Origin of the sequence: Robertmurraya sp. DFI.2.37 (genome assembly GCF_029211245.1) — a bacterium.
GTDB lineage: Bacteria > Bacillota > Bacilli > Bacillales > Cytobacillaceae > Robertmurraya > Robertmurraya methanolica_A.
This window is the reverse complement of the sequence record NZ_JARGEJ010000006.1, coordinates 104,435-128,534: the sequence shown is the minus strand read 5'-3', so window position 1 is coordinate 128,534 and position 24,100 is coordinate 104,435. Positions and strand designations below refer to the sequence as shown.

Below are 24,100 nucleotides of genomic sequence, written 5' to 3'. Positions count from 1 at the left end.
TTGCTTTATGTGCATGTAATTTCATTATTTGCTTATCCAGTTTCGATTGTATACGCGGCATTCATCATACTTGTGTTAGGAGGGTTCATAATCGTCCTATTTTCTAACCTAAAGGATTTTGTCATAAGTATGTTTAAAGACAACAAAGAAGTAGATGAAAAAGGATTTAAAAAACATTTTTAGAGGACTCTTAATGGGTCCTCTTTTATATTTGGGAGGAATATTACAATGAATTATGGTTTTGATATTACACATATTGTAGGTAACTTTTGGTACTTTGTTATTGGACTAATTGTATTTGACGTTCTAACAGGATTATTGGCAGCGGCGCGAGAAAGAGAACTAAATAGTTCTGTTAATTACATCGGATTAATTAGAAAAGTGGGTGAGTTAATAGCACTCGCTTTTTTAGTTTTTGTTGACGCTTACTTAGAATCAAAAGGTTATATTATCAAATTAGGTGTAGGATTAATCGCGGCTTACGAAGTCATGAGTATTATTGAAAACTTCAGTCGGATAGGGATAGACTTAAAATTTGTCACAAAGTACTTCGATAAAAGTAAAATCGGAAAAGGTGATAACTAATGGCATATGCGGTTGTAGCAGGTCATAATAGTATTATTCCAGGAGCTGCTGGTAATGGTTACAAAGAGCATGAAGTAGCAAGACAGATTAAAGATAAGGTAATTTTTTATCTAAAGCAATTAGGAGAAAAAGCTTTTGATTGTACAGATAATGTAGGGAGAACAAAAGAACAAGTTTGGAAAAATGCAGTAGCAAATTGTAATAAAGCCATTGGTAAAAACGGATTTATTATTGCGATTCATCTGAATGCCGGCGGTGGAACAGGTACAGAAGTGTTTGACTATAAAGGCAGACAAAAGGATAAATGTCAACGTATCTCTGCAAGATTAGCAAAGGATTTTAGTTGGAACAACCGAGGATGGAAAAATGGTGACTGGATAGGTTTAATTAAAACCACTCAAGCGCCAGTCGTTTATGTGGAAGTGTGTTTCATTGATAACAAGAATGATATGCAAAAATTAATGGCGGATATAGATAAAGCGGCCATAGGGATTGTTGAAGAAATGACAAACAAAAAAGTTTCTCATCCAAAAAAGGAAGAAAAAAAAGCGACCTCCAATCAACCAGGTAAATTTGCATTAGAAGCTTGGGAAAAAGCTCAAACAAAGAAAAGCAAAGATGGAACTTCAATTTTAGACGGAACACGGCCGCAGGAACCAATAACCCGCGAACAGTTTGCTGTTGTGTTAGATAGACTGGGTTTATTGGATTGAAAAACAGCCCTTGCTTAAGCAGGGGCTTGCTGTTTATTGGTCCCACATTCCGTCATTATCTAAATCCCTATCTATACCACCTTTATCATAATCCCATAACCCATCATTATCAATATCCTTGTCTAATGGAGGTATTTTGATTTCTGGGGGTTCGGATGAATTGTTTGTTATCTCTAAATCCGTTAAAGAGGTTTCAAGTCGTTCAATTTGGTATTGTAAATCCTCATTTTCGATAGATAATGAATCGATTTCTGTTTGTAAATTGTCAACAACTTCTTCTAATTCAAACACACGATTTTCCAAGTCAAATGAATCATACTTTTCTCCATTGACTGTGTTTGAACAAGCAGTTAATCCACATAACGCCAATAACAATAGAAAACTATTCCCTTTCATATAACTCATCTACCTTCACCTTTAATAAATCAGCAAGCACAAAGCCTTTATCAATAGGTATTAGACTTTTTCCTGTTTCATAATTCCGCAACTGGTGAACACTAACGCCTAATTTTTCTGCTATGAATTTTTTTTGAAATCCACTCTCTTTTACCAACTTCTCAATATTACTCTTCATTTTTATCACCTAATAGTCTATTCAACAAAATTTTATTTTTTCCTCTCGTAAATTTTATTTTCGTAGACAGGCAATTTTATTTACGATATGCATACATTGTAATATTCACAGAAAGGAGCAGTGATATGGAACCTTTTACATTTGGGATTGTGTTTGTGTCGGTTTCTGGTGCGGTTTTGGTGTTCATAACTATTTTGGAAAGTGTGGGTTTTAAAATTAATGAACTTGCAGTCAAACTAGCATTAGAGACAACTAAATTCGGAGCTATATTGTGGTTCTTGTATAAACTCTACAGTGTATTCTTCTTTTAATAATTCATCTAGTGAATGCTTCATTGAATTCTTCCAATTGTTTTATGTTAAGGTTCTGAAACTTGTTTTATCGCTTCATTTAGAAAGCTACTTATATTTAATAAGGAGGTTTTTATGTTTGGATGGCTACTGCTTCCGATTGTGGTATTAGGTGCTGCGTTTATTCCTAATAAAAAGCTGGCTAATTGGGATTATTCCCCGTTATTACTCCGAGAAGGGAGTTGGCTTGTACCTATAGGAAAGGACAGGAAAGTCATTTATCACAATTTTGAGGATTATCCACATTTACTGGTTGGTGGTACCACACGTTTCGGGAAAACTGTACTGTTGAAAAGCATTTTTACTTCTTTGATATTATCGAACCCTAAGAAAGTCAGATTATTTATTTTAGATTTAAAAGGCGGACTAGAGTTTTGGAAGTACCGTAATGAGCCAGAAGTCGCAACAGTTGCTTGTGATTTAATAGAAGCTTGTAAAGTATTAGATAAGGTTTATAAAATAATCAAATTAGAAGAAGAGCGATTCAGAAAGAATAATTGGTCTAATATCAAAGACACTCCAATTAAAGAAAGAACATTCATTATTGTTGATGAAGGGGCAGAATTAGCACCTAAGTTTGTGCCGAAAGAATTACGAAAATACGCAGATATCGCACAAATATATTTAGGTGAAATAGCGCGTATCGGTGGAGGATTGGGATACAGACTTATTTTTTGTACGCAATATCCAGTTAGAGATGCAGTGCCGGCGCAAGTGAAAATTAATATGGTGGCGAAAGTATCGTATCGAATGGCTGAGCGAATGGGTAGTATGGTGGTGTTAGGAGAACCAGGAGCTGAAGAAATAGAAGCTATTCCTGGACGGTGCATATATAAAATCGAACAGAAAAAAGAACTACAATCACCGTTTATTTCAGATGAAATGATTGGGAGGTTTCTTCATGAATCAGGAAAGGATGGAAATGTATCTGCAAACGATTGATAAATTAGGAATTATTACAGTAAGGCAATTTCATAATATTTTTAAGTGTGGTGGCTATCGAAATTCTTGTAGAATCGTATCTGAATTATCTCCTTATTTACATGAAACGAGGTCTAAAGAAAAAATTATCTATCTTAATAAAGAAGGAAGACATTTAATTGGTTCTCAAAAGGAAGTTCGAAAGACCCCTTTATTTGAACACATGTTGCTTTTAAATGATGTGTATATCTATTTTGATTGTCCTTTAAGCTGGAAGCGAGAACATATTATTGAAACAACTCAAGAGCCTGAATTTAGTTTTGGGATACAAGTTAAAGGATTGTCAGTTGCTAAAGACAGAGTTATTCCTGATGCTGTGTTCAAACGGAACGGATACATTTATTTGGTTGAAGTAGATAACACACGTTCAATGATTGATAACAAGAAAAAGATTCAAAAGTATGTGAAGATGTGGAAGGAAATTCGAAGTACTTATGTGGAAGTTCCGAAACTTTGCATATTTACAACAAGTGAAAAGAGAAAAAATACCTTCGAAGAGTTGACTAAATCACTGTCATGCGAAGTGAAAACATTTAAAGAAATAAAATAATTAAACTATACAATGTGCCTATTGTATTTACAGAACATTTAGTGTTGAGCACGATGCATACACGAGATGCTAAAGGAGCTATTTATCGCTTATTGGAATTTGGGGTTGAACGAATTGAAGTAGAGCAAACACTTGTTGCTGTTGCTGCACAAAGGCTGGTGGAATTGGAGTGCCCATATTGTGAAGGGAATATTTGTTCTCCTTATTGCTTTTCTAGCAATCAATTAAAAAGAGCGAGTATTTTTGAGCTATTGACCGGGAAAGCGTTAATGCGTGTCATACACGGTCAAGATACCACTTCATATAAAAGCCTGAAAAGTATTATTAATAAGGGAATTGCTCTAGGTTATATTAAGGAATCAGAATATGAAAGATGGATTACAGATGAAGACGCATAAATGGCCAATGAAGGATCAGGCAGAATTTTTAAGGAAAACAGGTGAGCTTTTAGAGCGAGGCTACCCGTTGGCGGATGCCATCCATTCATTAACCTATCAAATGAAAAACAGGCAAAAGGAAGATGTTGCTCAAGCGTTACTCCATTTACGAGAAGGTCATCCTTTTCATCAAATTCTTTCCAATTTAGGCTTCAATCAAACATTAGTTGGATACGTTTATTTTGCTGAAGAACACGGTTCATTAGCGGATGCATTTCGCGAAGGTAGCACGATGATTCTTAAAAGGCAAGACGACGTGGAAAAGTTAAAAAAACTGCTTGTCTATCCAACAATATTGATAGCCGTCACCTTATTTCTATTTTTCTTTGTGGAAAAAGTATTGCTCCCCCAATATATTTTGTTGTTCAGCTCCATGAATTTAAAACCCAACATATTCATGAGAGTGGTGTCGTTTATCGGAGAAGCTTCTCCATTCTTCGTCATTCTTCTATTACTATGTGTGCTCCTCTTACTTAGCTATTACTTCATGACTTTTAGAAGACTCCTTCCCCTTAAACAAAGATCGCTTATGGCAAACATCCCATTTTTCGGCTCATTCTATCGTTTGTTTACAACGCATTATTTTAGTGTGCAACTTAGCTATTTACTAGCTGGTGGTCTTTCTGTTCATGAAGCACTGAAAGTGTTTGAAAAATATGTGCAAAGCCCGTTTTATAAGCAAATTGGACAAGAGATGCAGCTTTTTTTAATCAGAGGGGAATCGTTTGAGGCCGTTTTAACGCATTATGATTTCTTTGCAAGAGAGCTCCCATTCATTGTTAAACATGGTCAGGAAAATGGGAAGCTCTCAGAGGAACTTCTTTTCTTCAGCAAGCATTGTCTTGAGAAGCTGGAGAATAAAACAGAAAAAACGTTTAAAATTGTTCAACCAATCCTATATTCACTCATCGGACTTATTATTGTTTCGATGTATTTAGCGATACTGTTACCAATGTTTCAACTGCTGGATGGATTTTAGAAAGGAGTATTTTCGATGAAAAAAATATTTAAACAGGATGGCTTTACCCTAATTAAGGCAAAAGATAGTCAATATCGATGTTTAGCTGTCAAAAAAATAAACGAGGAAAACGCGTTCACATTAATAGAGATGATGATCGTTCTTCTTGTTATTACCGTCTTATTAATAATTACAATTCCCAATATTACGAAACATAATTCTACCATTAATACGAAAGGCTGTAAGGCTCTGGTAAAGATGGTGGAGGCACAAGTACAAGCATATGAAATGGATAAAAAAACAGTGCCTACGAGTATGGAGGTTTTACAATCGGAAGGATATTTAAACGAAGAGCAGGCGACGTGTTCAAATGGAGCTCGAATTACGATTGATGGAAAAGGCGAGGTAAAGGTTACAAGTGGGACTTAGAAAGATGAAGGGCAAGGAGCAGGGGTTTACCATGCTGGAGGCGTTGTTTGTGTTGAGTATATTTTTGCTCATGATATCTATCTCATTTCTTTCCTTAAAGCCCCATCATTTTCAACAAGAAAGGCAGTTGTTTTTCTCACAGCTAAAGGCTGATTTTCTTTATGCACAACAATATGCGATCACCAATCAAAAGCTTGTAAGAGTCAATTTCATAACCGCGGAAAATTATTATTATATACGAAAGCAAAATGGTGAACTTCTTCTCAAACGGGAATACGCAGATAGCATCATGGTCAGAGGTGGGTCACAAAAACTCCACTTTTATTATCATTCGAATGGAAATATTAGCACGATCGGGGCCATTTACATTTACATTGGGGAAAATGCTTATCAGCTTATGTTCCAGTTAGGTCGGGGGCGGTTCTATGTTAAAAGGATGTAGAGGTTTTTTCTTGGCTGAACTTTTTCTCTCCCTAACGGTCTGGATGTTAATGTGCCTTACACTTCTTCCACTATACTTACATGTTAGTAAGCAATCGTTAGATATCCAAAAGGAAATCTCTGCAACTCATTTAATGTACGAGGCGCTTCAACGCTATCTACAGGATGGTTTTATGGAGAGTGGCATCATCGAAAGAGAAAATGAATCATTCCGTATTCATTGGGAAACGGAGTTGAATCTGCCGATAAAGGTGTGTATTAAATATGAAAACTCTTTTGCAGAAGAAAAGGAGAAATGCGAACGTCTTGAGTGAGAGTGGCTTCACGATGTTAGAGATGCTTTATTCATTCTCAATCTTTTGTTTAATGCTCTCTTTTCTGCCACTATTATTTCAAATTATCTTTTACGATCACGCGGTGGAGGCAAGAATTCAGAAAATGGAATGGGAGTTATTTATTAGTCAAACGAAGAAGGATGTTCAATCGAGTGATTATGTTGAGGTAGTAAATGGTGAATTAATGTTAATAAAAGGAGAAGAGAGCATTTCCTATCAAAAATATCAAAATGTTTTAAGAAAACAGGTAAATAGGAAAGGACACGAGGTTGTTCTTCAAAATGTTGCTTCTGTCACTTTTTCAAAGCAGGAAAACGCGATCACAATAGAGGTGAAAGACTTATTTCACCACTTAAATCAGGTGACGATCTTTTCATTTATTAGCTCTGTAGAGAATGGAGTTGAAGAAGAATGAATGCACGAGGCTTTACCTTTCCTGTAACCCTTTGTATTTTGCTTTTATTTTCAAGCTTTTTAGCTGTTCATTTTCAGCAATATGTGATGGAGAAAAGATTTCAATTTGAACTTGCAGAGTTTGAGAGAAACCAGTTTATGTTTCTCCAATCTTTAAAAAAGGTTGAAACGTTGTTAAGTACAGAAGAGCAATTTAAGAAAACGGGGCAGTTCCATTACGAAAACGGCACCGTTACGTACCAAATCGAAGAACTTGGCCCTGGGCAATTGCAAATCTCCTTTCGATTATTTACTTCATCTCAAGGGGAACTTACAGGAGTAGGCTATTTTGATCAGGAACTGCAAAAAATGGTGAAATGGACGGAACGAAACTAAGCTCTTTAGCGAAATCTCTTTCTACTTGGTTGTTGGCGGTAATAGAAAATGTTTTTTCGGATATACTGCTACTGACAATGAGTTTGTTAGGAGTGCTGATAACATGAAAACAAATGATTATGTAAAGTATATTACTGAAACAGTCGTAAAATATATTGACCAGCCAAAAGACGAGCGAATAAAGATTAAGCAAGAAAGGAAGGAAGGCAAAGCAAGCTTTTGGTACCGTTGGTTTGGTCTCCTGCCGTATGCATTTATAAGTATGAAGAAGAAAAGAAGGTAAAGATCTCGGGAAGCAAGGGACTGGAGCGGTAATAAACGCATTTTATCCCGCTTCGATTTATAATATAATCAATGTACTCTTGCTGCCTTTATGCTGACAAACTGTGTACATCACTTATATAGTGGTGTATTTTTTTGTTTGAATGAGATGTACTACTACAATTTAAGTGAAACGACGAGAACGCAGAATGTGTACTCTCGAAATGATTGAGTGAATGGAAAGATCCGCAAATCGCTTTTTGCGTAGACATATTACTTTACAGGTCGTTTATTATGCGAAAAATGTCATTTCTTGCATAAAAGGATAGATGAATAGCAGTGTTCGTCTATCCTTTTTCTATGTTGTCAGTAAATGTGTCCTTTTCCGTTTTAAGGGCTTGACATGATCATTGATTGAAAGTGAGCAGTTTTCTTTTTTATACAGCCCGATCGGTTAAATAAAAGAGACCACCGTTGACGATAGAGATTTTTACGTTAGGCTCGTATTGGTCTTGGAGGGCCTTTTTTTCATTCCCGTAAGTTTCTCCTTTTTCATCATCTCCTATCTCCTCGTAAAAATGTTCCAGAAGTTGTAAATCTTTATGCCAACGCTTCCTTGCTTCAACAGCCCAACTGTCATCCTCTTGTTCAATTTCTCTCACTAATTGATTTTTAATTCTTGAAACACCGCTTTTCGGCATGATAAGCGGTGAAAGGGTAAATGAATAATCAGGAATTTTCGGCGTAAGCTGCAAATTTAAAAGGCGATCATGGAAATTCTCCACAATTTGTCCATTGATAAGCTGTAAACCAAGTGATTTAAACACATCCCTTTTTCGATCACATTGATAGGAGATGCGAACATTAAGACCTAGCCACGGTTTTAAAGGAACTTGCTGACCTGATGTAAAGCGATGATTTTCGTATAAACGAATGTAAGCAGCTAAGTTTTTCGTTGATTGAAAGATTTGATGAAGACGAGGGGAGCCAAAATGAATGACTTCTCCTTTAATATGCTCTGGCGCTGCTTCTTGATTGGTGATAAAGGTTAGTTTCATCGGATTGGGTACTCCGCCTGTTTTTTCTAGGTAATGCCAGTAAAACGGTCGATTCATCAATTCCTTGTCTAATTCAATCGTTAATTGTACCGTCATATACCCATTTTCCTCTTCGATAATCTCACAGCCGTTGGCCTGAAAATAATTTTTAAGAAATCGTTGAATTTCCTGCTGCTGCATTTGTTTCACTCCCCTTCATTTCTTCGGCAAATTGAATCATTGAAGCAAGATTATCCATCTTAATTTTCATCTCTCCTTCTGAGGTAGAATGGCCGAAGATATCGATTAAGTAATCCTCAAAGTTGCCGAACTCAAGCTTGGAGAGAATATCATCAAGTTCCCCAACGACTTTTTCAAATAAAGAAATTTTTTCGTGAAGAAGCTTTAATACATGTTCTTCCACAGTTCCTTTAGTTGCAAAATTATAGATGTGAACATCCTTCTCTTGACCAAGGCGATGAACCCGGCCAATTCTTTGTTCGAGCCGCATCGGATTCCATGGTAAATCAAAGTTGATGATATGATGACAAAATTGAAGGTTAATCCCTTCTCCACCTGCTTCTGTTGCGATTAATACCTGTGCGTGTTTTTGGAACAATTCGCGCATCCAATCCTTTTTTCCACGTTTAAATCCACCCCTAAATGGAACGGAAGTAATACCATTTTGTTTTAAGAACCATTGAAGATACATTTGCGTTGCCCTATATTCAGTAAAAATAATCACTTTATCATCAATATTTCGAATCAGCTCGAGAGCCTTTTCAGCTTTAGAATTCTTTTGGACCGCCTGCACTTTTTCCGCAAGTGTTTGAATTTGTTGCTCATATGCAGGACTTGGTGTTTCTTGTTTCGCGAGCATGTTTTTCAAAGTTACGAAGACGGCTTCACGGCTGCTGCATGCTTCCCTTTGCAACGTCATGATTGAAAAGGCGCTCGTCGCCATCCAATTATCCTCACTCCTTAGCTCTGAAATAGCATCATACAATTGCTGTTCCTCCTTTGAAAACTCGATAGGAACCGTTTCTACATGCCGCCCAGTCCATTCAATGCCGGTGTCTGCTCTGCGATTGCGAATCATCACTTTATTGACTAATTGTTTTAAATGCTCATTATCATCTAATGAACGTGAATCTTTTTTATATTTTTCATAAAAAGCGGACTCATTCCCTAAATGTCCAGGTTTTAATAAGGAGACAAGATTAAAGATTTCACTTATGCGATTTTGGATAGGAGTGGCTGTTAATAAGAGACAAAATTTCTTTTTTAAACTTTGGACAAATTCATAGTTTTTCGTTTTATTATTTTTGAGTTTATGAGCTTCATCGATAATAATTAAATCATAATCCTGTTGGAAAATAATGTCGCGATGAGGATTACGTTTGGCTGTGTCGATCGATGATACGACGACATCACATTGCTCCCAAACGTAGCTTTTCTTTTGGGCGACTGCTGGAATATAAAATTTACTCGTTAGTTCATTGGCCCATTGTGTGACAAGGGATGCAGGGACTAAGATTAAGGCTTTTTTTACGAGCCCTCTAATCATATATTCTTTTAAGATTAGGCCTGCCTCGATCGTTTTTCCTAATCCGACTTCATCGGCTAATATCGCTTTCCCATTCATATCTTCCACAACTCGCTTTGCTACTTCGAGCTGATGTGGTAGTGGTGTTAGCTGAGGGAGATGTTTTGGTGCTTGTAAGCCCTCAAAATCATCAATGACCGTGTGTTTTTCCACTTCGATTGCCAGTTTGTATAAGTCCCAATTTCCCCAAGGACCGTCATCTTTAATTTTTTGAAAGAAACCATCTGCCCATGATGTATCGAATTGTATTTCTACCGTCATAGTATTTGCTCCTTTTAATTCGTGTTTTGTACGAATAAATGAAATGATTATGAATTCATATTTTCGAAAGCTTTGTCATATGTCAGTGAGGACTTTTCAATCCATTTTCTCTTTGATTCCATGGAAAAACCTGCTTTCTTATGGAATTTAGCATAACTGAAAGGCATATGAAACCTATGTTTCATACGTAATGAGCCTTATATCATTTGCCCAATAATATCGTAGCTTTTCAGAAAAAGATATTGCCCTGATATAATGTACATGGTAGGATGTATTTGAAAGTTAGAAATTTTGTCACATGTTGACTATAGACGAACGAATATGTAATTTTATAAAAAAACAATCGTTTTATTATGAATAAACACATGTGTAAATTGATGAATTGTTCGTTTTTTATTTGAAACCTCATTTGTAATTATCTCGATTTTTTTCGTATTAATTCGTACTTTATAGTATGACCAACTGGGAAAATTTTATAAACGCGGATGAGAACAAGGGGAGAGACTACGTTGTAGCGCCGAAGGAGCAAGCATGAATTTGTGAATCTCTCAGGCAAAAGTACACTTGTTTGACGCAACTCTGGAGAGTGCTTCGACAGGAAATGAAGCCACCAAAGGGGAAAGCTTACGGGGTGTTCATACAGCATGAAGACTTAAGTAAGTAAACTTTCAGGTGCCAGGACAGAGACCTTACTTTTATGAAAAGGGGGAGCTCTGTCCTTTTTTTCTTGGACAGAGATATAACGTTTGATTTTGACAATGGTCTAGCTCCAGCGCCGATCGCCTAGCAAGCTTCAAGTCTTTTCCCTATGATAAGTCAACTATGAATCGCTTCACGATTCAAGTTTCCTTTATCTCAGTCGAGGCTCTTCCAGTTTGTACGGCAAAATGAGCAAGGCGCTTCTGCTTTTCGATGAAATTTCGCTTTTTTAGGCGGGTTTTGATAAATACCAAGTAAAAATAAGAAAGGGGATCATGTAATGTCTGAGCTAAAGCGTACTCCTTTATTTGAGGTTTACAAACAATATGGGGGAAAAACAATTGATTTTGGCGGATGGGACCTTCCTGTACAGTTTTCCAGCATTAAAGAAGAACATGAAGCTGTTCGAACTAAGGCAGGATTATTTGATGTCTCACATATGGGAGAAATTGAAGTTAAAGGTCCAAACAGTCTTTCTTATCTGCAAAAAATGATGACAAATGATATTTCAAAGTTGAGTGCTGGTGGTGCTCAATATACCGCTATGTGCTATGAAAATGGTGGCACAGTGGATGATTTACTCGTTTACAAACTAGGGGAAGATGATTATCTACTCGTGGTAAATGCAGCAAATATCACGAAAGATTATGATTGGCTAGAGAAGCATGTCGATGAAGGGGTTACGCTCAAAAATGTCTCTGAAAGCATGGCTCAGTTAGCATTACAGGGACCATTAGCCGAGAAGGTATTGCAAAAGCTGGCAAAGGAAGACCTAAGTAAGATTGGTTTCTTTAAATTCCAGCTTGATGTCGAGATAGCTGGAAAGAAAACTCTTGTCTCTAGAACTGGCTACACTGGTGAGGATGGTTTTGAAATCTATTGTGCAAGTGAAGATGCCGTTCTGATTTGGAATGAAATTTTAACAGCCGGACAGGATGACGGAGTTTTGCCATGTGGCTTAGGGGCAAGAGATACGTTGCGTTTCGAGGCGACTTTAGCTCTTTATGGTCAAGAGCTTTCACCGCAAATTTCCCCGTTAGAAGCTGGGATTGGATTTGCCGTAAAGCTTAATAAAGAAGCTGACTTCGTTGGAAAAGAAGCGTTAAAGAAGCAAAAGAAGTCTGGAGTTCCTCGTACATTAGTTGGTATTGAGATGATCGAAAGAGGAATTCCACGCCATGGCTATCCAGTTTATATGGATGAACAAAAAATTGGCGATGTGACTACTGGTACTCAATCTCCTACATTAAAGAAAAATATTGGCTTAGCACTTATTGAAAGTAAATTTAGTGCGCTTGATACAGAAGTGGCTGTTGAAATTCGCGGCAAGAAAGTAAAAGCGAAAGTGATCCCAACGCCATTTTATAAACGAACTCGTTCTTAAAAGGAATGACAACTAAATTTGCCAGGAAAAGAAAGGGGAATCCGCAATGAAGCATCGTTACTTACCGATGACTGAAGCCGACCAAAAAGAAATGCTTGATACGATCGGTGTTTCTTCCATTCAGGAGCTTTTCAATGATATTCCGAAAAGTGTTCAATTTAAGGGGAACTATAATATTAAAGCAGCAAAATCGGAATCTGCACTATTGAAAGAATTGACTCGATTAGCTAATAAAAATGCTGATTTAAAGTCTCATTCTAGTTTTCTAGGAGCAGGTGTTTATGATCATTATATGCCTGTTATCGTCGATCACGTATTATCACGTTCAGAGTTTTATACAGCCTATACACCGTATCAACCAGAAATTTCTCAAGGTGAATTACAAGCCATTTTTGAGTTCCAGACGATGATCTGCGAGCTGACTGGAATGGATGTTGCCAACTCTTCTATGTATGATGGTGGAACGGCTCTCGCCGAAGCGGCCATGCTTAGTGCAGGTCAAACACGTAGAAAGAAAGTGCTTGTCTCCAGTGCGGTTCATCCAGAATCAAAAGAAGTCGTGAAGATGTACGCAAAGGGACAATATATCGAAGTCATTGAAGTTCCGCAAAAGGAAGGGATTACCGATCTAGAAGCGTTACAGTCAATGGTTGATTCGGATACTGCAGCAGTGATTGTGCAATATCCAAATTTCTTTGGACGACTTGAGCCGCTGGCAGAGATAGAGGAGGTTGTCCACGGACAAAAAGCGATGTTTGTTGTCTCTAGTAATCCATTAGCACTTGGTGCCTTAACTCCTCCTGGAAAGTTCGGTGCAGACATTGTCGTAGGGGATGCCCAGCCATTTGGTATTCCTACAGCATTCGGTGGTCCACATTGTGGTTATTTTGCTGTCACAAGCAAATTGATGAGAAAAGTACCAGGCCGTTTGGTTGGACAAACGACTGACGATCAAGGAAGAAGAGGTTTTGTCCTTACTCTTCAAGCGCGCGAGCAACATATTCGTCGTGATAAGGCAACGTCAAATATCTGTTCGAATCAAGCCTTGAATGCATTAGCTGCATCTGTAGCGATGACCGCATTAGGAAGAAAAGGCGTGAAGGAAATGGCATTACAAAACATTCAGAAAGCCCATTATGCAAAGAAAGTCTTGCAAGAAAAAGGGTTGGAGATTGTTTTTGAAGGTCCATCCTTTAATGAGTTTGTCGTAAAAGTTTCAAAGCCTGTGAAAGAATTGAATCAAGCTCTTCTGCAAAAAGGAATTATCGGTGGTTACGATCTAGGTCGTGATTACCCAGAGCTCGAACAGCACATGTTAGTAGCGGTTACAGAGTTGAGAACGAAAGAAGAGATCGATACATTTGCACAAGAAATGGGGGATTTCCATGCATAAAGAAGATCAAGCCCTTATATTTGAACTTAGCAAGCGAGGCAGAGTTGGTTATAGCCTTCCAGAAATGGATGTTCCAGAGGTTGATGTGAACGAGCTTTTACCGGAAGGCTATATACGAGCGGAAGAAGCGGAATTACCAGAAGTATCTGAGCTCGACATTATGCGTCACTATACTGCGTTATCGAAGCGAAATCATGGGGTCGATTCTGGTTTTTATCCACTCGGTTCTTGTACGATGAAATACAATCCAAAAATGAATGAAAATGTAGCACGCTTTAATGGCTTTGCTCATATCCATCCATTGCAGGATGAGAGCTCTGTCCAAGGTGCCTTGGAGCTGATGTATGATCTTCAAGAACATTTAATTGAAATCACAGGTATGGATGAAGTTACGTTACAGCCTGCAGCTGGTGCCCATGGAGAATGGACTGGCTTAATGATGATTCGCGCTTATCATGAAGCAAACGGGGATACGAAACGAACGAAGGTGATTGTTCCTGACTCTGCCCATGGAACAAACCCCGCATCGGCAACGGTGGCTGGTTTTGAAACGGTAACAGTAAAGTCAAATGAGTACGGATTGGTAGATTTAGAGGACTTACGAAACGTAGTTGGAGAAGATACAGCAGCATTGATGCTGACGAATCCTAATACTTTAGGTCTATTTGAAGAAAATATCGTAGAGATGGCAGAAATTGTCCACGGAGGCGGTGGGAAGCTATACTATGATGGTGCCAATTTAAATGCTGTGCTTTCAAAAGCAAGACCAGGTGATATGGGCTTTGATGTCGTCCATTTAAACCTTCATAAAACATTTACTGGCCCTCATGGTGGCGGTGGTCCAGGTTCAGGACCTGTAGGAGTGAAGGAAGATTTAATTCCATTTTTACCGAAGCCTGTTGTCACGAAGCAGGGAGACGAATATGTACTAGATTATAACCGTCCGCACTCAATCGGTCGCGTTAAACCTTATTATGGTAATTTCGGAATTAATGTCCGTGCTTATACGTATATTCGCAGCATGGGTCCAGATGGGCTCAAAGCTGTAACAGAATATGCGGTCCTAAATGCCAATTATATGATGAGAAGATTAGCGCCATTCTACGATCTTCCATTTGATAGACATTGTAAGCATGAGTTTGTCCTAAGTGGAAAGCGTCAAAAAAAGCTTGGGGTGAGAACGTTGGATATTGCTAAACGTCTCCTTGATTTTGGCTATCACCCACCAACGATTTACTTCCCGCTGAATGTGGAGGAGTGCATCATGATTGAGCCGACCGAAACGGAGTCAAAGGAAACGTTAGACGCCTTCTGTGACGCGATGATTCAAATCGCTAAAGAAGCGGAGGAGAATCCAGAAATCGTTCAAGAGGCTCCCCATTCTACAGTCGTAGGTCGTCTTGATGAAACAACGGCAGCAAGAAAACCAATCTTGCGCTATCAAAAACAATAAGTTTTTAATAAAAGGTAGTGTATTTAATTATGCTGCTGTACAATGTTTCACTTATTTTGTACGAAATGCGAAATAACTAGAGCGTATTATAGTGCTGAATGAAAAAGAGCTTTGCCTATGTGCAAAGCTCTTTATTTGTTTTAATGGTTTGGCACTGTTAAATCCTGTTGTTGATAATTCGATCCGAAGGAACATATGTTCTATAATGAATTTAACTATATAAAAGTGGTGATGAACGTGAGAGCAACTGATATTCTTAAAGCCATACAAAAACTAAATCCAGCAGAAAAGCACCGACTACGAGAGTATTTAATTGATGCACTTACTGCATCTTCTTCGACAGGAACTGTTCTGCAAGAAATATCTGAACGCAAAAATAAGAGCGGTTATCATTGTCCTGACTGTGAATCAGAACATATCGTTCGGTATGGCACATACTCAACGAGTGTTGATGGTGATGAAGTAGAAAAGCAACGTTATCGCTGTAAAGCGTGTAAAAAGACATTTACTGACCTAACAAATACTGCTCTATATCGAACACGCCATCTCAATCAATGGATTAAATTCATCGAATGTATGGTAGAGGGATACTCTCTGCGTAAATCTGCTAAATTAGTTGGAAATGTTACTCACGTTACATTGTTTTACTGGAGGCATAAACTCTTACCATCACTAAAACAAATGAAAATATCTAATTTTGAAGGTATCGTTGAAATGGACGAGACCTATTTCCTATACTCAGAAAAAGGGCAAAGAAAGTTAAAAGACAGAAAACCTTGTAAACGTGGAGGTTCTGCTAAGAAACGTGGCATAAGCAACGAACAAGTATGTGTATAGGTCGCAAGAGACCGTGAAAAGATGGCTTTTTCGCAGACATTGGGAATGGGGCGATTAACAAAAGAACAGTTAGATAAAGCCATCGGACATAAACTTTCAAGCGAAAATGTATTATGCACCGATTGGCGTGCCTTTAAAACATATGCTGCTGAAAAAGGGATGGATATTTATCAATTCAAGTCTGATGGTAAGGTTCGCACAAAGGGACTATTCCATATCCAGAACGTTAACAATTATCACCGAAGGCTTAAAGGATGGATACAACGTTTTAATGGAGTTGCAACTAAATATCTGAATAATTACCTTGCTTGTTTCAGTTTGTTGGAATCAATTCAACATCAAAGGAATCCTATTGCTATGAATGACTTGATGATTAAAGGAAATTTAATACAAAATATGGAAACGTATGATACACTTAAGTTATCTTAATTTACGCTATAAACATTACGGCTTGTTCAACTAACGTGCAGGTTAGTAAAAGAATGGATATTATAATATAGGTTGAATTATAATTTAGAAAATAGATTCTAAAAGGAGTAGATTTATAATGGAAAAGGTAACACCATTTTTAATGTTTCAAGAGGGCAACGCAGAAGAGGCAATGAATTTTTACACATCTCTGATTGAGGATTCAGCAATTACAAATATTGTTCGATATGGTGCAAATGAAAGTGGGGATGAAGGAACTGTTATGCAGGCTACTTTCACTTTAAAAGGTCAAGAATTTATGTGCATAGACAGCAATATTAAACATCAGTTTTCCTTCACACCCTCATTCTCAATATTTGTTACTTGTAATACTGAAGAAGAACTTGACAATCTTTATCAGAAACTCATTGAAGATGGACAAGCACTTATGCCAATAGGAGATTATGGATTCAGTAAGAAATTTGGCTGGCTAAATGACCGTTATGGAGTTTCGTGGCAACTAAATTTACCTAAATAATATGAAGAACTTAATATCCTATTCATACCAATAAAAAAAGCATAAATTGTTCAACGAACGGGTGCGATAGTTTAATAAGCAAATATTACAAAATAGAACTACCATTAATTAGGAAGTTCTATTTTTTATAAGTAATATCAACAATTAACTTTAACAGAGCCAATGGTTTAGAAAACCCCTGGCTATGCCGGGGGTTTCAGAGAGCTTAAAGCGTGGTAACAAAAAACCCTCACTTCAGGGTAGGATAAAGTTGGTTTCCCGACCACTTTATCTCACTCATGAAGGAGGTATGCCCTGATGAAGGACATGAATAGTTTAGCACACACAACATGGAATTGTAAGTATCACATAGTATTTGCACTAAAATACAGAAGGCAAATGATCTATGGAAAATACAGAAAGAGTATTGGACAGATCATAAGAGACTTATGTGAAAGGAAAGGCGTCATCATACATGAAGCAAATGCTTGTCCAGATCATATTCATATGTTGGTGAGTATTCCACCGAAATTAAGTGTATCTCAGTTTATGGGGTATTTAAAAGGAAAAAGTAGCTTGATGATATTTGATCGACATGCGAATCTGAAATATCGCTATGGAAATCGAAAATTCTGGTGTCGAGGTTTCTATGTTGACACAGTGGGAAGAAATAAGAAGCAAATATAAGAATATATAAGAAATCAGCTAAAAGAGGATTACGTGGCTGATCAATTAACGTTGTTCGAAGTATTTGATCCATTCACAGGAGAGAAAAATCGGAAGAAATAAAGAAATTCTTTAGAATTAGTGAGTGAATGTGGTGCAGAAGGGAAACCCTTTCAGTTGGCCTTTAAGGCCAAGGCCGGTAAGAGAGGCTTTCAGCCGCAGAGCAAACCACCAGTTCACACTGGTGGTTTTGATTTTATTTTTTTGTTTTGATCTTGCCCGTCCATCTTTTAAATCCGCCTTTAAGCTGTGATAAATCTCTATAGCCTTTACGATGGAGGGTTTGTGCGGCGCGGCTACTTCTCATGCCACTTTGACAATATAAGTATACAGGCTTGTCTGGACGGATTTCTTTCATTCTCATTTTCATTTGAGAAAGGGGAATATTTCTTGCACCAAGAATATGTCCAGCCTCAAATTCGTTCGGTTCTCGAACATCAATCAATTGTGCTTTTCGATATCCTGCACGAAACTCTTCTTCAGTAAGAGTCTTAACAATCTTTCTTTGGTAGAGCCAGTTGATTATGCTATATACAAGAAATGCAACTGTCAATATTAGCAAAATATAAAATGCTTTCATATCCTTTCTCCTTCCACACATTTAATGTGCCAAATAATATTATATAGGTGATTTCATAAGATAGTAAAGGAAATTGGACAAATTTTTCGTTTCATCACTTGGGAAGTAAGATCTGAGCAAAAATAAGCGTGATATTTAATTTCTTATCAAATGAGGTACTTTTCGTACCGGATTGTTGAAGTAACATTGCAACGATCTGCTAATAAAATCAGGTAAAAATGAATCCGGTCGTTTTTCTTTTTAAACAATTATAAGCAGTATCTAGACCGTAGACAAACTCGAGGATTTCGAGTTTGTTTACGGTCCATTTTATTTTAAAATACTAGATAGAATACCAATGTAGTTAGATTTCCATCCGGGTGAACGCTTTTTCGCGGGTGGGGCCGAGCCGAGCCGCTTTCCTCGCTTCGTGGAGGCTCACCGCCCGGAGCGGAAATCAGCCTTTTTTCCACCATTCTTTAACAAAAACATCACAAAAGGTAACGAATAGGGCTTCTCACTACCTTTTGTCGACAAACTGAGCAGTATCTATTTCTTTTTTTTTTTGCACTGGTTTGTTATGCTATTATTCAGTGTCTATTATTATCGACATGAATTTTCGTATTAAAGAAGAGGGTTACAAATGAAAAAAGAAATTTGGGGTTTTATCGATTCAGGAGATTGCTCTCCCTCCTTCAATATGGCATTAGATGAAGCATTGCTTGATTGGCACAGTGAGGGAAGCATTCCGCCGATTATCCGATTTTATGGATGGAACCCGGCTACTTTGTCAATTGGATACTTTCAAAGGGTAGAAAAAGAAATTAATATGGAAGCGGTTCGGAAGCATCGATTAGGCTTTGTTCGTAGACCAACAGGCGGAAGGGGTGTGCTGCATGAGCATGAACTCACCTATAGCGTCATTGTCTCTGAGGACTATCCCGACATGCCTAAAACCGTTACAGAAGCATATCGAGTTATTTCAGAGGGAATTCTACAAGGCTTTCAGCAATTAGGGATGGATGCGTATTTTGCTGTACCGAAGACGGAAGAAGATAGAGAATCATTAAAAAACCCACGCTCTGCGGTTTGTTTTGATGCGCCAAGTTGGTATGAGCTTGTTGTAGAGGGAAGAAAAGTTGCGGGGAGCGCCCAAACAAGGCAAAAAGGGGTTATTCTTCAACACGGTTCGATTCTCCTTGATTTAGATGAAGATAAACTCTTTAGCTTATTTAACTATCCGAATGATAGAGTGAAAGAAAGAATGCAGAGGGCGTTTAAAAATAAAGCAGTAGCCATTAATGAAATTAGTCCGCAAAAAGTGACGCTGGAACAAGCAAAACGCGCTTTTAAAACAGGGTTTGAAAATGGATTACAGATCGAGCTGACCCCATTCGAGTTATCACAGAAACAGCTTGACTATGTAAATATGTTAGCAAAAAGTAGATATGAAAGTGATGAATGGAATTTTAAAAGATAAACGGCCAAAAGTTCGTTTTATCTTTTTTCTTTTTTAACATGAATCTTTTGTCCCGGTTTATAAAAAGCGCAAGTGTTGAAATATGTTAAAATTTATCAATATTTGCTGAAAACATCGGACAATCTCTCTTTTTCTCAAGTTTTTAATCGTTTTTGTGTTTGACAAAATTTATTTTTTTTGCTGCGCACACAATATATAGTAGTGGTTTAAATATTTGACATACTATATATTGATTTTGTTGGAGCGGTGTGATAATTTAATAGTAATTTGAATTACAGCTAGATTTAACTAGTGTTCTTCTACCGATAATTCAATAGACTAAAAAGGATTTAATTTAAAGGAGTTGTGTGTATGTCTGTTGCGTTAGGACAAAAACTAAATATTGATGTGGAGCGTTTGAACAAGGACATCCGATTGTTTCCTCAAGTTCATCCCATTACCCCAGACATGAAAATTACCCATAAAGGTGTTTCTAGATTGGTTATGTTAGATCGCTACACTTTTAAGGATACAGAAAAAATTACGCTTACGAACGGGGATTTCGTCGTTCTTACTATTAAAGAGGATCCGAAATTTCCAGCTAGAGGCCTTGGCCAAATTTTACAGATTGATTGGGAAGAAAAAAGGGCTCAAGTTCTTGTAGATGAAGAGTATCGTGGTGTACTTGACGATCCAGAAGAAGCTAGCACTGGTGTTATCAATCGTTCACTAGATGTAATTGAAAAGCCGTTAGAGCTTTACTATGAACAAATTGCGAAACGCAACGCAACAGGCTTGGCATCTGTTGAAACAACGGAAGAAAAGAGACAAGAGTGGTTTGAGAAGTTCTATCAAGAACTTGTTCATTTGAATTTTATTCCGGCTGGGCGTGTTTTGTACGGTGCAGGCGCTGATACAGATGTAACGTATTTTAACTGCTACGTAATGCCTTTTGTTCAAGACTCACGCGAGGGAATTTCCGAGCATCGCAAGCAAGTGATGGAAATCATGAGCCGTGGCGGTGGTGTTGGAACAAACGGTTCTACTTTAAGACCGCGTAACACCTTGGCACGAGGTGTAAACGGGAAATCATCTGGTTCAGTATCTTGGTTGGATGATATTGCAAAGCTGACACATTTAGTTGAACAAGGTGGCTCCCGCCGTGGGGCGCAGATGATTATGTTGGCGGATTAATTAGATGCACTAGTCCGCGTCGTTCAGAGAATGAGCGACTAGAAAATCGGGTGAATTGCAGGGAACTCCTTAGAGGAAAGTAAGCTACAACGTGACTGGAAACGGTGAGCGTGAAGGCTATAAAAATTGCTTTCATTGGACAATCTGCAGCCAAGCGTCATTGGGCAAAGGTAATGGCGAAGGTTCAACGACTAGAGAGTGAGTCCCAACAATAAACTCTCAATAGCGCCCGACCCCTAACAGTTTAAAGCTGAGGGTGATGATATAGTCTAGTCCGATTGCTATAGGCAATGAAATATCCTGAAAAGGACGGTAAATACGTGGCATCCAGACATCATCGAATTTATTATTTCGAAAATGCAAAACCCAAGAATTCTTCGTTTCTTACTTGAAACGACAAATGATGAAACGATTAAAAAATACGCAAAAGAAAAATTGAAATTCACACCACTTACAGAACAGGAAAAAGCGATGTATCAGGGAATCTTGAATTACAGACATATTCCTGGACAAGGTGGATTCAGCGAAAACATTATGGCTGAAGCGGAAGAAAAATTAAGTACTGGTGGGAATTATTCTGTTCACAACCCAGAGTTTCTAACAGGTGCAAACATTTCTGTTTGTTTAACAAAAGAATTTATGGATGCTGTTGAAAACGATGCAGAGTATGAGCTTCGTTTCCCAGATGTAGAACATTACAATGCTCAAGAAATGAAAACTTATAATGAAGAATGGCATAATGTTGGCGATGTACGCGAGTGGGAGAAAATGGGCCATAAAGTCCGAGTATATCGTAAAATTAAAGCGAAAGAGCTTTGGAACCTTATCAACATTTGTGCAACTTACTCAGCAGAGCCAGGAATTTTCTTTATTGATAATGCGAATGACATGACAAATGCGGTAAGCTATGGTCAAAAAGTTGTTGCAACAAATCCATGTGGCGAACAACCTCTCGCGCCATTCTCAGTTTGCAACTTAGCAGCAGTTAATTTAGCTGAAATGGCTGATAAAGAAACAAAAACTGTTAACTTTGAAAAGTTAAAGCGTACCGTTGAAGTTGGCGTACGCATGCAAGATAACGTCATTGATGCAACCCCTTATTTTCTGGAGGAAAATAAAAAACAAGCTCTAGGGGAGCGTCGTGTAGGTCTAGGCGTGATGGGATTACATGATTTATTAATCTACTGTGAAACAGAGTACGGTTCTGAAAAAGGTAATGAGCTTGTAGATAAAGTGTTCGAAACGATTGCAACTACTGCTTATAGAACCTCAGTTGAGCTAGCGAAAGAGAAGGGAAGCTTCCCATTCTTAACTGCTGACACAGAAGAAGAAACAAATCGTCTTCGTAAGGCATTCACAGAAACAGGCTTTATGAAAAAAATGCCTGAAGATATTCGTCAATCCATTTTAGAGTATGGTATTCGTAACTCGCACTTACTAACTGTTGCTCCGACAGGTTCCACTGGAACTATGGTTGGGGTATCTACTGGCCTTGAGCCTTACTTCTCCTTCTCTTACTTCAGAAGTGGACGTTTAGGGAAGTTTATTGAGGTAAAAGCAGATATCGTCCAAGAATATTTGGAAAGTCACCCAGAAGCAGATGAAAACAATCTGCCAAATTGGTTCGTAACAGCGATGGAGCTTGCTCCTGAAGCACATGCGGATGTTCAATGTGTCATTCAGCGTTGGATTGATAGCTCAATTAGTAAAACGGTTAACGCGCCAAAAGGCTACAGCGTAGAACAGGTTCAAAAAGTATATGAAAGATTATACCGCGGTGGTGCAAAAGGTGGAACAGTCTATGTCGACGGTTCTCGTGATTCACAAGTATTGACATTGAAAGCGGAAGAAAACAGCTTTGAAGAGCCAGAGGAAAAGAAAGAAGCGCCAAAGCAGCATGTCGTACTTGTTGACACGATCAGTGATCTCCGTTCAACAGATGTGACAATTGGCTCTGAAGTGGGCAATACTTGTCCTGTATGCCGTAAAGGAAAAGTGAAAGAAATTGGCGGATGTAATACATGTACCAACTGTAATACGCAATTAAAATGTGGACTTTAATTCCTTGAAGCGAGTCGAGCTCTCTTTTTGAATAAAGTTTGATAAAAAGTAACCTCTGCGGTAGAGCCGCAAGAGGTTACTTTTTTTATAATTGAAAAATAGTTAGGCGTCATGCGGTGTATAAATCAATAGCTAATCGATTTGCTCGTATACGTCATGTGCTATATTTTTTTTGAAAGGGCAGTAACAGCAGTTGACAAATGACACTATTCTGCATTACTATATACTAGTAATAAGTAATACTGAATATATGTATAACAAAATACTGAAGAATATAGTCAATAAAGGAGGTGAAATTTTGGATAATATTACGGAAATGCTGAAAGGAGTGCTTGAGGGGTGTGTTCTTGAAATCATCAGCCGAGGCGAGACTTATGGATATGAAATCACACAACAGTTACGAGAACTTGGCTTTTCAGATGTCGTTGAAGGCACCGTATATACGATTACGATGCGTCTTGAGAAGAACAATTTAGTGGATATTGAGAAAAAGCCATCCACTATGGGACCACCGAGAAAATTTTACACCCTCAATAAAGCTGGAGAGGAGCAATTGGAGCTTTTCTGGAGAAAATGGGAATTTGTTTCAAGTAAAATTAACGAGCTTAAAACAAATAAGAAAATAAAAGGAGAGATATTATGAGTTTTTTTGAAAAAATTATTGGGAGCCTTGATCAAAAAAAGGAATGGAAGGCGTTGGAGGCACGTGCGAAGGCGTTACCAAATGAGTACCAAACTGCTTATAAAGCTATTCAAAAGTATATGTGGACTGTTGGTGGTCCCACTGAATGGCAGGACATGAGCCGAATTTATGGCGGTATTCTCGATCTTTTTGAGGAAGGAGCTGCAGGTGATAAAAGCGTCCTTGATCTTACCGGTGACGACGTGGCTGCTTTCTGTGATGACCTAGTGAAGGACGAACAAAGTTGGAAGGACAAATATCGTAAGAGGTTGAATGATATGCTTGGTGGTGGAAAGTAAGTACGTACGGATCGTCTATCAGGAACGTGATTTCGAAATAAATCAATAAAAAAATTTTAGCTGATTGGAATAGTGAATCTTCACTTTGTTAATCAGTTTTATTTTCACCACGGTAGTAAGTA

The 24,100-nt window shown here is 37.9% G+C and carries 24 protein-coding genes, 4 pseudogenes and 1 riboswitch; of the genes and pseudogenes, 23 read left to right on the top strand and 5 right to left on the bottom strand.

Going from position 1 to position 24,100, the window contains the following annotated elements:
- The first annotated feature begins 228 nt into the window (after nucleotides 1–228).
- Both PZE06_RS05390 and PZE06_RS05385 read left to right on the top strand, forming a co-directional pair.
- On the top strand, nucleotides 229–585 hold the full coding sequence (locus PZE06_RS05390) for a phage holin family protein (RefSeq protein WP_150948244.1): 357 nt from the start codon (nucleotides 229–231) through the stop codon (nucleotides 583–585).
- Nucleotides 585–1,298: an N-acetylmuramoyl-L-alanine amidase gene (locus PZE06_RS05385; RefSeq protein ID WP_150948247.1), complete on the top strand. Its 714-nt coding sequence runs from the start codon at nucleotides 585–587 to the stop codon at nucleotides 1,296–1,298. The genes PZE06_RS05390 and PZE06_RS05385 overlap by 1 nt, the downstream gene beginning before the upstream one ends.
- A 33-nt stretch (nucleotides 1,299–1,331) precedes the next feature.
- Here the strand turns inward: PZE06_RS05385 and PZE06_RS05380 are convergent, their stop codons facing one another.
- Together PZE06_RS05380 and PZE06_RS05375 are read right to left on the bottom strand one after the other, a co-directional pair.
- On the bottom strand, nucleotides 1,332–1,703 hold the full coding sequence (locus PZE06_RS05380) for a hypothetical protein (protein WP_150948250.1): 372 nt from the start codon (nucleotides 1,701–1,703) through the stop codon (nucleotides 1,332–1,334).
- Nucleotides 1,681–1,872 (bottom strand): helix-turn-helix transcriptional regulator, encoded by a 192-nt coding sequence (locus PZE06_RS05375; RefSeq protein WP_150948253.1) that lies wholly within the window; start codon nucleotides 1,870–1,872, stop codon nucleotides 1,681–1,683. Before PZE06_RS05375 ends, PZE06_RS05380 begins: the two co-directional genes overlap by 23 nt.
- A 425-nt stretch (nucleotides 1,873–2,297) precedes the next feature.
- On the opposite strand from PZE06_RS05375, the gene PZE06_RS05370 reads away from it, so the two are divergent.
- From PZE06_RS05370 to PZE06_RS05325, 10 genes are all read left to right on the top strand, one after another.
- The gene (locus PZE06_RS05370; protein WP_150948256.1) at nucleotides 2,298–3,164 is read left to right on the top strand and encodes an FtsK/SpoIIIE domain-containing protein; all 867 of its coding nucleotides are present in this window, start codon (nucleotides 2,298–2,300) and stop codon (nucleotides 3,162–3,164) included.
- Nucleotides 3,124–3,753, top strand: coding sequence for a replication-relaxation family protein (locus tag PZE06_RS05365; protein ID WP_150948258.1), 630 nt, complete (start codon nucleotides 3,124–3,126; stop codon nucleotides 3,751–3,753). Before PZE06_RS05370 ends, PZE06_RS05365 begins: the two co-directional genes overlap by 41 nt.
- Before the next feature lie 14 nt (nucleotides 3,754–3,767).
- Nucleotides 3,768–4,151, top strand: a complete 384-nt coding sequence (locus PZE06_RS05360; RefSeq protein ID WP_263641549.1) for an ATPase, T2SS/T4P/T4SS family — start codon at nucleotides 3,768–3,770, stop codon at nucleotides 4,149–4,151.
- Entirely contained in the window at nucleotides 4,138–5,169 is a 1,032-nt protein-coding gene (gene comGB, locus PZE06_RS05355; protein ID WP_150915119.1) for a competence type IV pilus assembly protein ComGB, read from the top strand. Before PZE06_RS05360 ends, comGB begins: the two co-directional genes overlap by 14 nt.
- A 15-nt stretch (nucleotides 5,170–5,184) precedes the next feature.
- Nucleotides 5,185–5,577: a competence type IV pilus major pilin ComGC gene (comGC, locus tag PZE06_RS05350; RefSeq protein ID WP_150915118.1), complete on the top strand. Its 393-nt coding sequence runs from the start codon at nucleotides 5,185–5,187 to the stop codon at nucleotides 5,575–5,577.
- Between the two features lie 4 nt (nucleotides 5,578–5,581).
- Nucleotides 5,582–6,019, top strand: a complete 438-nt coding sequence (comGD, locus tag PZE06_RS05345) for a competence type IV pilus minor pilin ComGD (RefSeq protein WP_225310609.1) — start codon at nucleotides 5,582–5,584, stop codon at nucleotides 6,017–6,019.
- Nucleotides 6,003–6,332 carry a type II secretion system protein gene (locus PZE06_RS05340; RefSeq protein WP_150915116.1) on the top strand — a complete coding sequence of 110 codons (330 nt, stop codon included), beginning with the start codon at nucleotides 6,003–6,005 and terminating at the stop codon, nucleotides 6,330–6,332. Before comGD ends, PZE06_RS05340 begins: the two co-directional genes overlap by 17 nt.
- Entirely contained in the window at nucleotides 6,283–6,768 is a 486-nt protein-coding gene (gene comGF, locus PZE06_RS05335) for a competence type IV pilus minor pilin ComGF (RefSeq protein WP_263641550.1), read from the top strand. The genes PZE06_RS05340 and comGF overlap by 50 nt, the downstream gene beginning before the upstream one ends.
- Nucleotides 6,765–7,142 (top strand): competence type IV pilus minor pilin ComGG, encoded by a 378-nt coding sequence (gene comGG, locus PZE06_RS05330; protein ID WP_150915114.1) that lies wholly within the window; start codon nucleotides 6,765–6,767, stop codon nucleotides 7,140–7,142. The genes comGF and comGG overlap by 4 nt, the downstream gene beginning before the upstream one ends.
- Before the next feature lie 103 nt (nucleotides 7,143–7,245).
- On the top strand, nucleotides 7,246–7,425 hold the full coding sequence (locus tag PZE06_RS05325) for a YqzE family protein (RefSeq protein WP_150915113.1): 180 nt from the start codon (nucleotides 7,246–7,248) through the stop codon (nucleotides 7,423–7,425).
- Nucleotides 7,426–7,840: 415 nt separating this feature from the next.
- Here PZE06_RS05325 and PZE06_RS05320 read toward each other — a convergent pair whose 3' ends face one another.
- Both PZE06_RS05320 and PZE06_RS05315 read right to left on the bottom strand, forming a co-directional pair.
- Complete coding sequence (locus PZE06_RS05320; RefSeq protein WP_150915112.1) at nucleotides 7,841–8,641, bottom strand: YqhG family protein; 801 nt, start codon at nucleotides 8,639–8,641, stop codon at nucleotides 7,841–7,843.
- The gene (locus PZE06_RS05315; RefSeq protein WP_150915111.1) at nucleotides 8,610–10,307 is read right to left on the bottom strand and encodes a DEAD/DEAH box helicase; all 1,698 of its coding nucleotides are present in this window, start codon (nucleotides 10,305–10,307) and stop codon (nucleotides 8,610–8,612) included. The genes PZE06_RS05320 and PZE06_RS05315 overlap by 32 nt, the downstream gene beginning before the upstream one ends.
- Nucleotides 10,308–10,792: 485 nt before the next feature.
- Nucleotides 10,793–10,881: riboswitch (glycine riboswitch) on the top strand.
- Between the two features lie 405 nt (nucleotides 10,882–11,286).
- Between PZE06_RS05315 and gcvT the strand changes: the two genes are divergently transcribed.
- From gcvT to tnpA, 6 genes and pseudogenes are all read left to right on the top strand, one after another.
- Nucleotides 11,287–12,390, top strand: a complete 1,104-nt coding sequence (gcvT, locus tag PZE06_RS05310) for a glycine cleavage system aminomethyltransferase GcvT (RefSeq protein ID WP_150915110.1) — start codon at nucleotides 11,287–11,289, stop codon at nucleotides 12,388–12,390.
- A 46-nt stretch (nucleotides 12,391–12,436) separates the two neighbouring features.
- On the top strand, nucleotides 12,437–13,783 hold the full coding sequence (gcvPA, locus tag PZE06_RS05305) for an aminomethyl-transferring glycine dehydrogenase subunit GcvPA (protein ID WP_150915109.1): 1,347 nt from the start codon (nucleotides 12,437–12,439) through the stop codon (nucleotides 13,781–13,783).
- Nucleotides 13,776–15,236 (top strand): aminomethyl-transferring glycine dehydrogenase subunit GcvPB, encoded by a 1,461-nt coding sequence (gcvPB, locus tag PZE06_RS05300; protein ID WP_150915108.1) that lies wholly within the window; start codon nucleotides 13,776–13,778, stop codon nucleotides 15,234–15,236. The genes gcvPA and gcvPB overlap by 8 nt, the downstream gene beginning before the upstream one ends.
- A gap of 231 nt (nucleotides 15,237–15,467) precedes the next feature.
- Nucleotides 15,468–16,502, top strand: a pseudogene (locus PZE06_RS05295) (IS1595 family transposase).
- A gap of 118 nt (nucleotides 16,503–16,620) precedes the next feature.
- The gene (locus PZE06_RS05290) at nucleotides 16,621–17,019 is read left to right on the top strand and encodes a VOC family protein (protein WP_150915107.1); all 399 of its coding nucleotides are present in this window, start codon (nucleotides 16,621–16,623) and stop codon (nucleotides 17,017–17,019) included.
- 297 nt (nucleotides 17,020–17,316) lie between these two features.
- Nucleotides 17,317–17,787: pseudogene (gene tnpA / locus PZE06_RS05285) on the top strand (IS200/IS605 family transposase).
- A 133-nt stretch (nucleotides 17,788–17,920) separates the two neighbouring features.
- Here the strand turns inward: tnpA and PZE06_RS05280 are convergent.
- Nucleotides 17,921–18,304: a rhodanese-like domain-containing protein gene (locus PZE06_RS05280; protein WP_150915106.1), complete on the bottom strand. Its 384-nt coding sequence runs from the start codon at nucleotides 18,302–18,304 to the stop codon at nucleotides 17,921–17,923.
- A 622-nt stretch (nucleotides 18,305–18,926) separates the two neighbouring features.
- On the opposite strand from PZE06_RS05280, the gene PZE06_RS05275 reads away from it, so the two are divergent.
- From PZE06_RS05275 to PZE06_RS05255, 5 genes and pseudogenes are all read left to right on the top strand, one after another.
- The gene (locus PZE06_RS05275) at nucleotides 18,927–19,763 is read left to right on the top strand and encodes a lipoate--protein ligase family protein (protein ID WP_150915105.1); all 837 of its coding nucleotides are present in this window, start codon (nucleotides 18,927–18,929) and stop codon (nucleotides 19,761–19,763) included.
- A 351-nt stretch (nucleotides 19,764–20,114) separates the two neighbouring features.
- Nucleotides 20,115–20,933, top strand: a pseudogene (locus PZE06_RS05270) (ribonucleotide reductase N-terminal alpha domain-containing protein); the annotation flags it as partial.
- Nucleotides 20,934–21,257: 324 nt separating this feature from the next.
- Nucleotides 21,258–22,997: pseudogene (locus PZE06_RS05265) on the top strand (vitamin B12-dependent ribonucleotide reductase); the annotation flags it as partial.
- A 298-nt stretch (nucleotides 22,998–23,295) separates the two neighbouring features.
- Nucleotides 23,296–23,640 (top strand): PadR family transcriptional regulator, encoded by a 345-nt coding sequence (locus PZE06_RS05260; RefSeq protein WP_150915103.1) that lies wholly within the window; start codon nucleotides 23,296–23,298, stop codon nucleotides 23,638–23,640.
- Nucleotides 23,637–23,978 (top strand): DUF1048 domain-containing protein, encoded by a 342-nt coding sequence (locus PZE06_RS05255; protein WP_150915102.1) that lies wholly within the window; start codon nucleotides 23,637–23,639, stop codon nucleotides 23,976–23,978. Before PZE06_RS05260 ends, PZE06_RS05255 begins: the two co-directional genes overlap by 4 nt.
- Nucleotides 23,979–24,100: the final 122 nt, after the last annotated feature.

Bases quoted from the DNA above. Each gene is read 5' to 3' on its own strand.
- PZE06_RS05390 (WP_150948244.1), top strand. From the start codon at position 229: ATGAATTATGGTTTTGATATTACACATATTGTAGGTAACTTTTGGTAC.
- PZE06_RS05385 (WP_150948247.1), top strand. From the start codon at position 585: ATGGCATATGCGGTTGTAGCAGGTCATAATAGTATTATTCCAGGAGCT.
- PZE06_RS05380 (WP_150948250.1), bottom strand. From the start codon at position 1,703: ATGAGTTATATGAAAGGGAATAGTTTTCTATTGTTATTGGCGTTATGT.
- PZE06_RS05375 (WP_150948253.1), bottom strand. From the start codon at position 1,872: ATGAAGAGTAATATTGAGAAGTTGGTAAAAGAGAGTGGATTTCAAAAA.
- PZE06_RS05370 (WP_150948256.1), top strand. From the start codon at position 2,298: ATGTTTGGATGGCTACTGCTTCCGATTGTGGTATTAGGTGCTGCGTTT.
- PZE06_RS05365 (WP_150948258.1), top strand. From the start codon at position 3,124: ATGAATCAGGAAAGGATGGAAATGTATCTGCAAACGATTGATAAATTA.
- comGB (WP_150915119.1), top strand. From the start codon at position 4,138: ATGAAGACGCATAAATGGCCAATGAAGGATCAGGCAGAATTTTTAAGG.
- comGC (WP_150915118.1), top strand. From the start codon at position 5,185: ATGAAAAAAATATTTAAACAGGATGGCTTTACCCTAATTAAGGCAAAA.
- comGD (WP_225310609.1), top strand. From the start codon at position 5,582: ATGAAGGGCAAGGAGCAGGGGTTTACCATGCTGGAGGCGTTGTTTGTG.
- PZE06_RS05340 (WP_150915116.1), top strand. From the start codon at position 6,003: ATGTTAAAAGGATGTAGAGGTTTTTTCTTGGCTGAACTTTTTCTCTCC.
- comGF (WP_263641550.1), top strand. From the start codon at position 6,283: ATGAAAACTCTTTTGCAGAAGAAAAGGAGAAATGCGAACGTCTTGAGT.
- comGG (WP_150915114.1), top strand. From the start codon at position 6,765: ATGAATGCACGAGGCTTTACCTTTCCTGTAACCCTTTGTATTTTGCTT.
- PZE06_RS05325 (WP_150915113.1), top strand. From the start codon at position 7,246: ATGAAAACAAATGATTATGTAAAGTATATTACTGAAACAGTCGTAAAA.
- PZE06_RS05320 (WP_150915112.1), bottom strand. From the start codon at position 8,641: ATGCAGCAGCAGGAAATTCAACGATTTCTTAAAAATTATTTTCAGGCC.
- PZE06_RS05315 (WP_150915111.1), bottom strand. From the start codon at position 10,307: ATGACGGTAGAAATACAATTCGATACATCATGGGCAGATGGTTTCTTT.
- gcvT (WP_150915110.1), top strand. From the start codon at position 11,287: ATGTCTGAGCTAAAGCGTACTCCTTTATTTGAGGTTTACAAACAATAT.
- gcvPA (WP_150915109.1), top strand. From the start codon at position 12,437: ATGAAGCATCGTTACTTACCGATGACTGAAGCCGACCAAAAAGAAATG.
- gcvPB (WP_150915108.1), top strand. From the start codon at position 13,776: ATGCATAAAGAAGATCAAGCCCTTATATTTGAACTTAGCAAGCGAGGC.
- PZE06_RS05290 (WP_150915107.1), top strand. From the start codon at position 16,621: ATGGAAAAGGTAACACCATTTTTAATGTTTCAAGAGGGCAACGCAGAA.
- PZE06_RS05280 (WP_150915106.1), bottom strand. From the start codon at position 18,304: ATGAAAGCATTTTATATTTTGCTAATATTGACAGTTGCATTTCTTGTA.
- PZE06_RS05275 (WP_150915105.1), top strand. From the start codon at position 18,927: ATGAAAAAAGAAATTTGGGGTTTTATCGATTCAGGAGATTGCTCTCCC.
- PZE06_RS05255 (WP_150915102.1), top strand. From the start codon at position 23,637: ATGAGTTTTTTTGAAAAAATTATTGGGAGCCTTGATCAAAAAAAGGAA.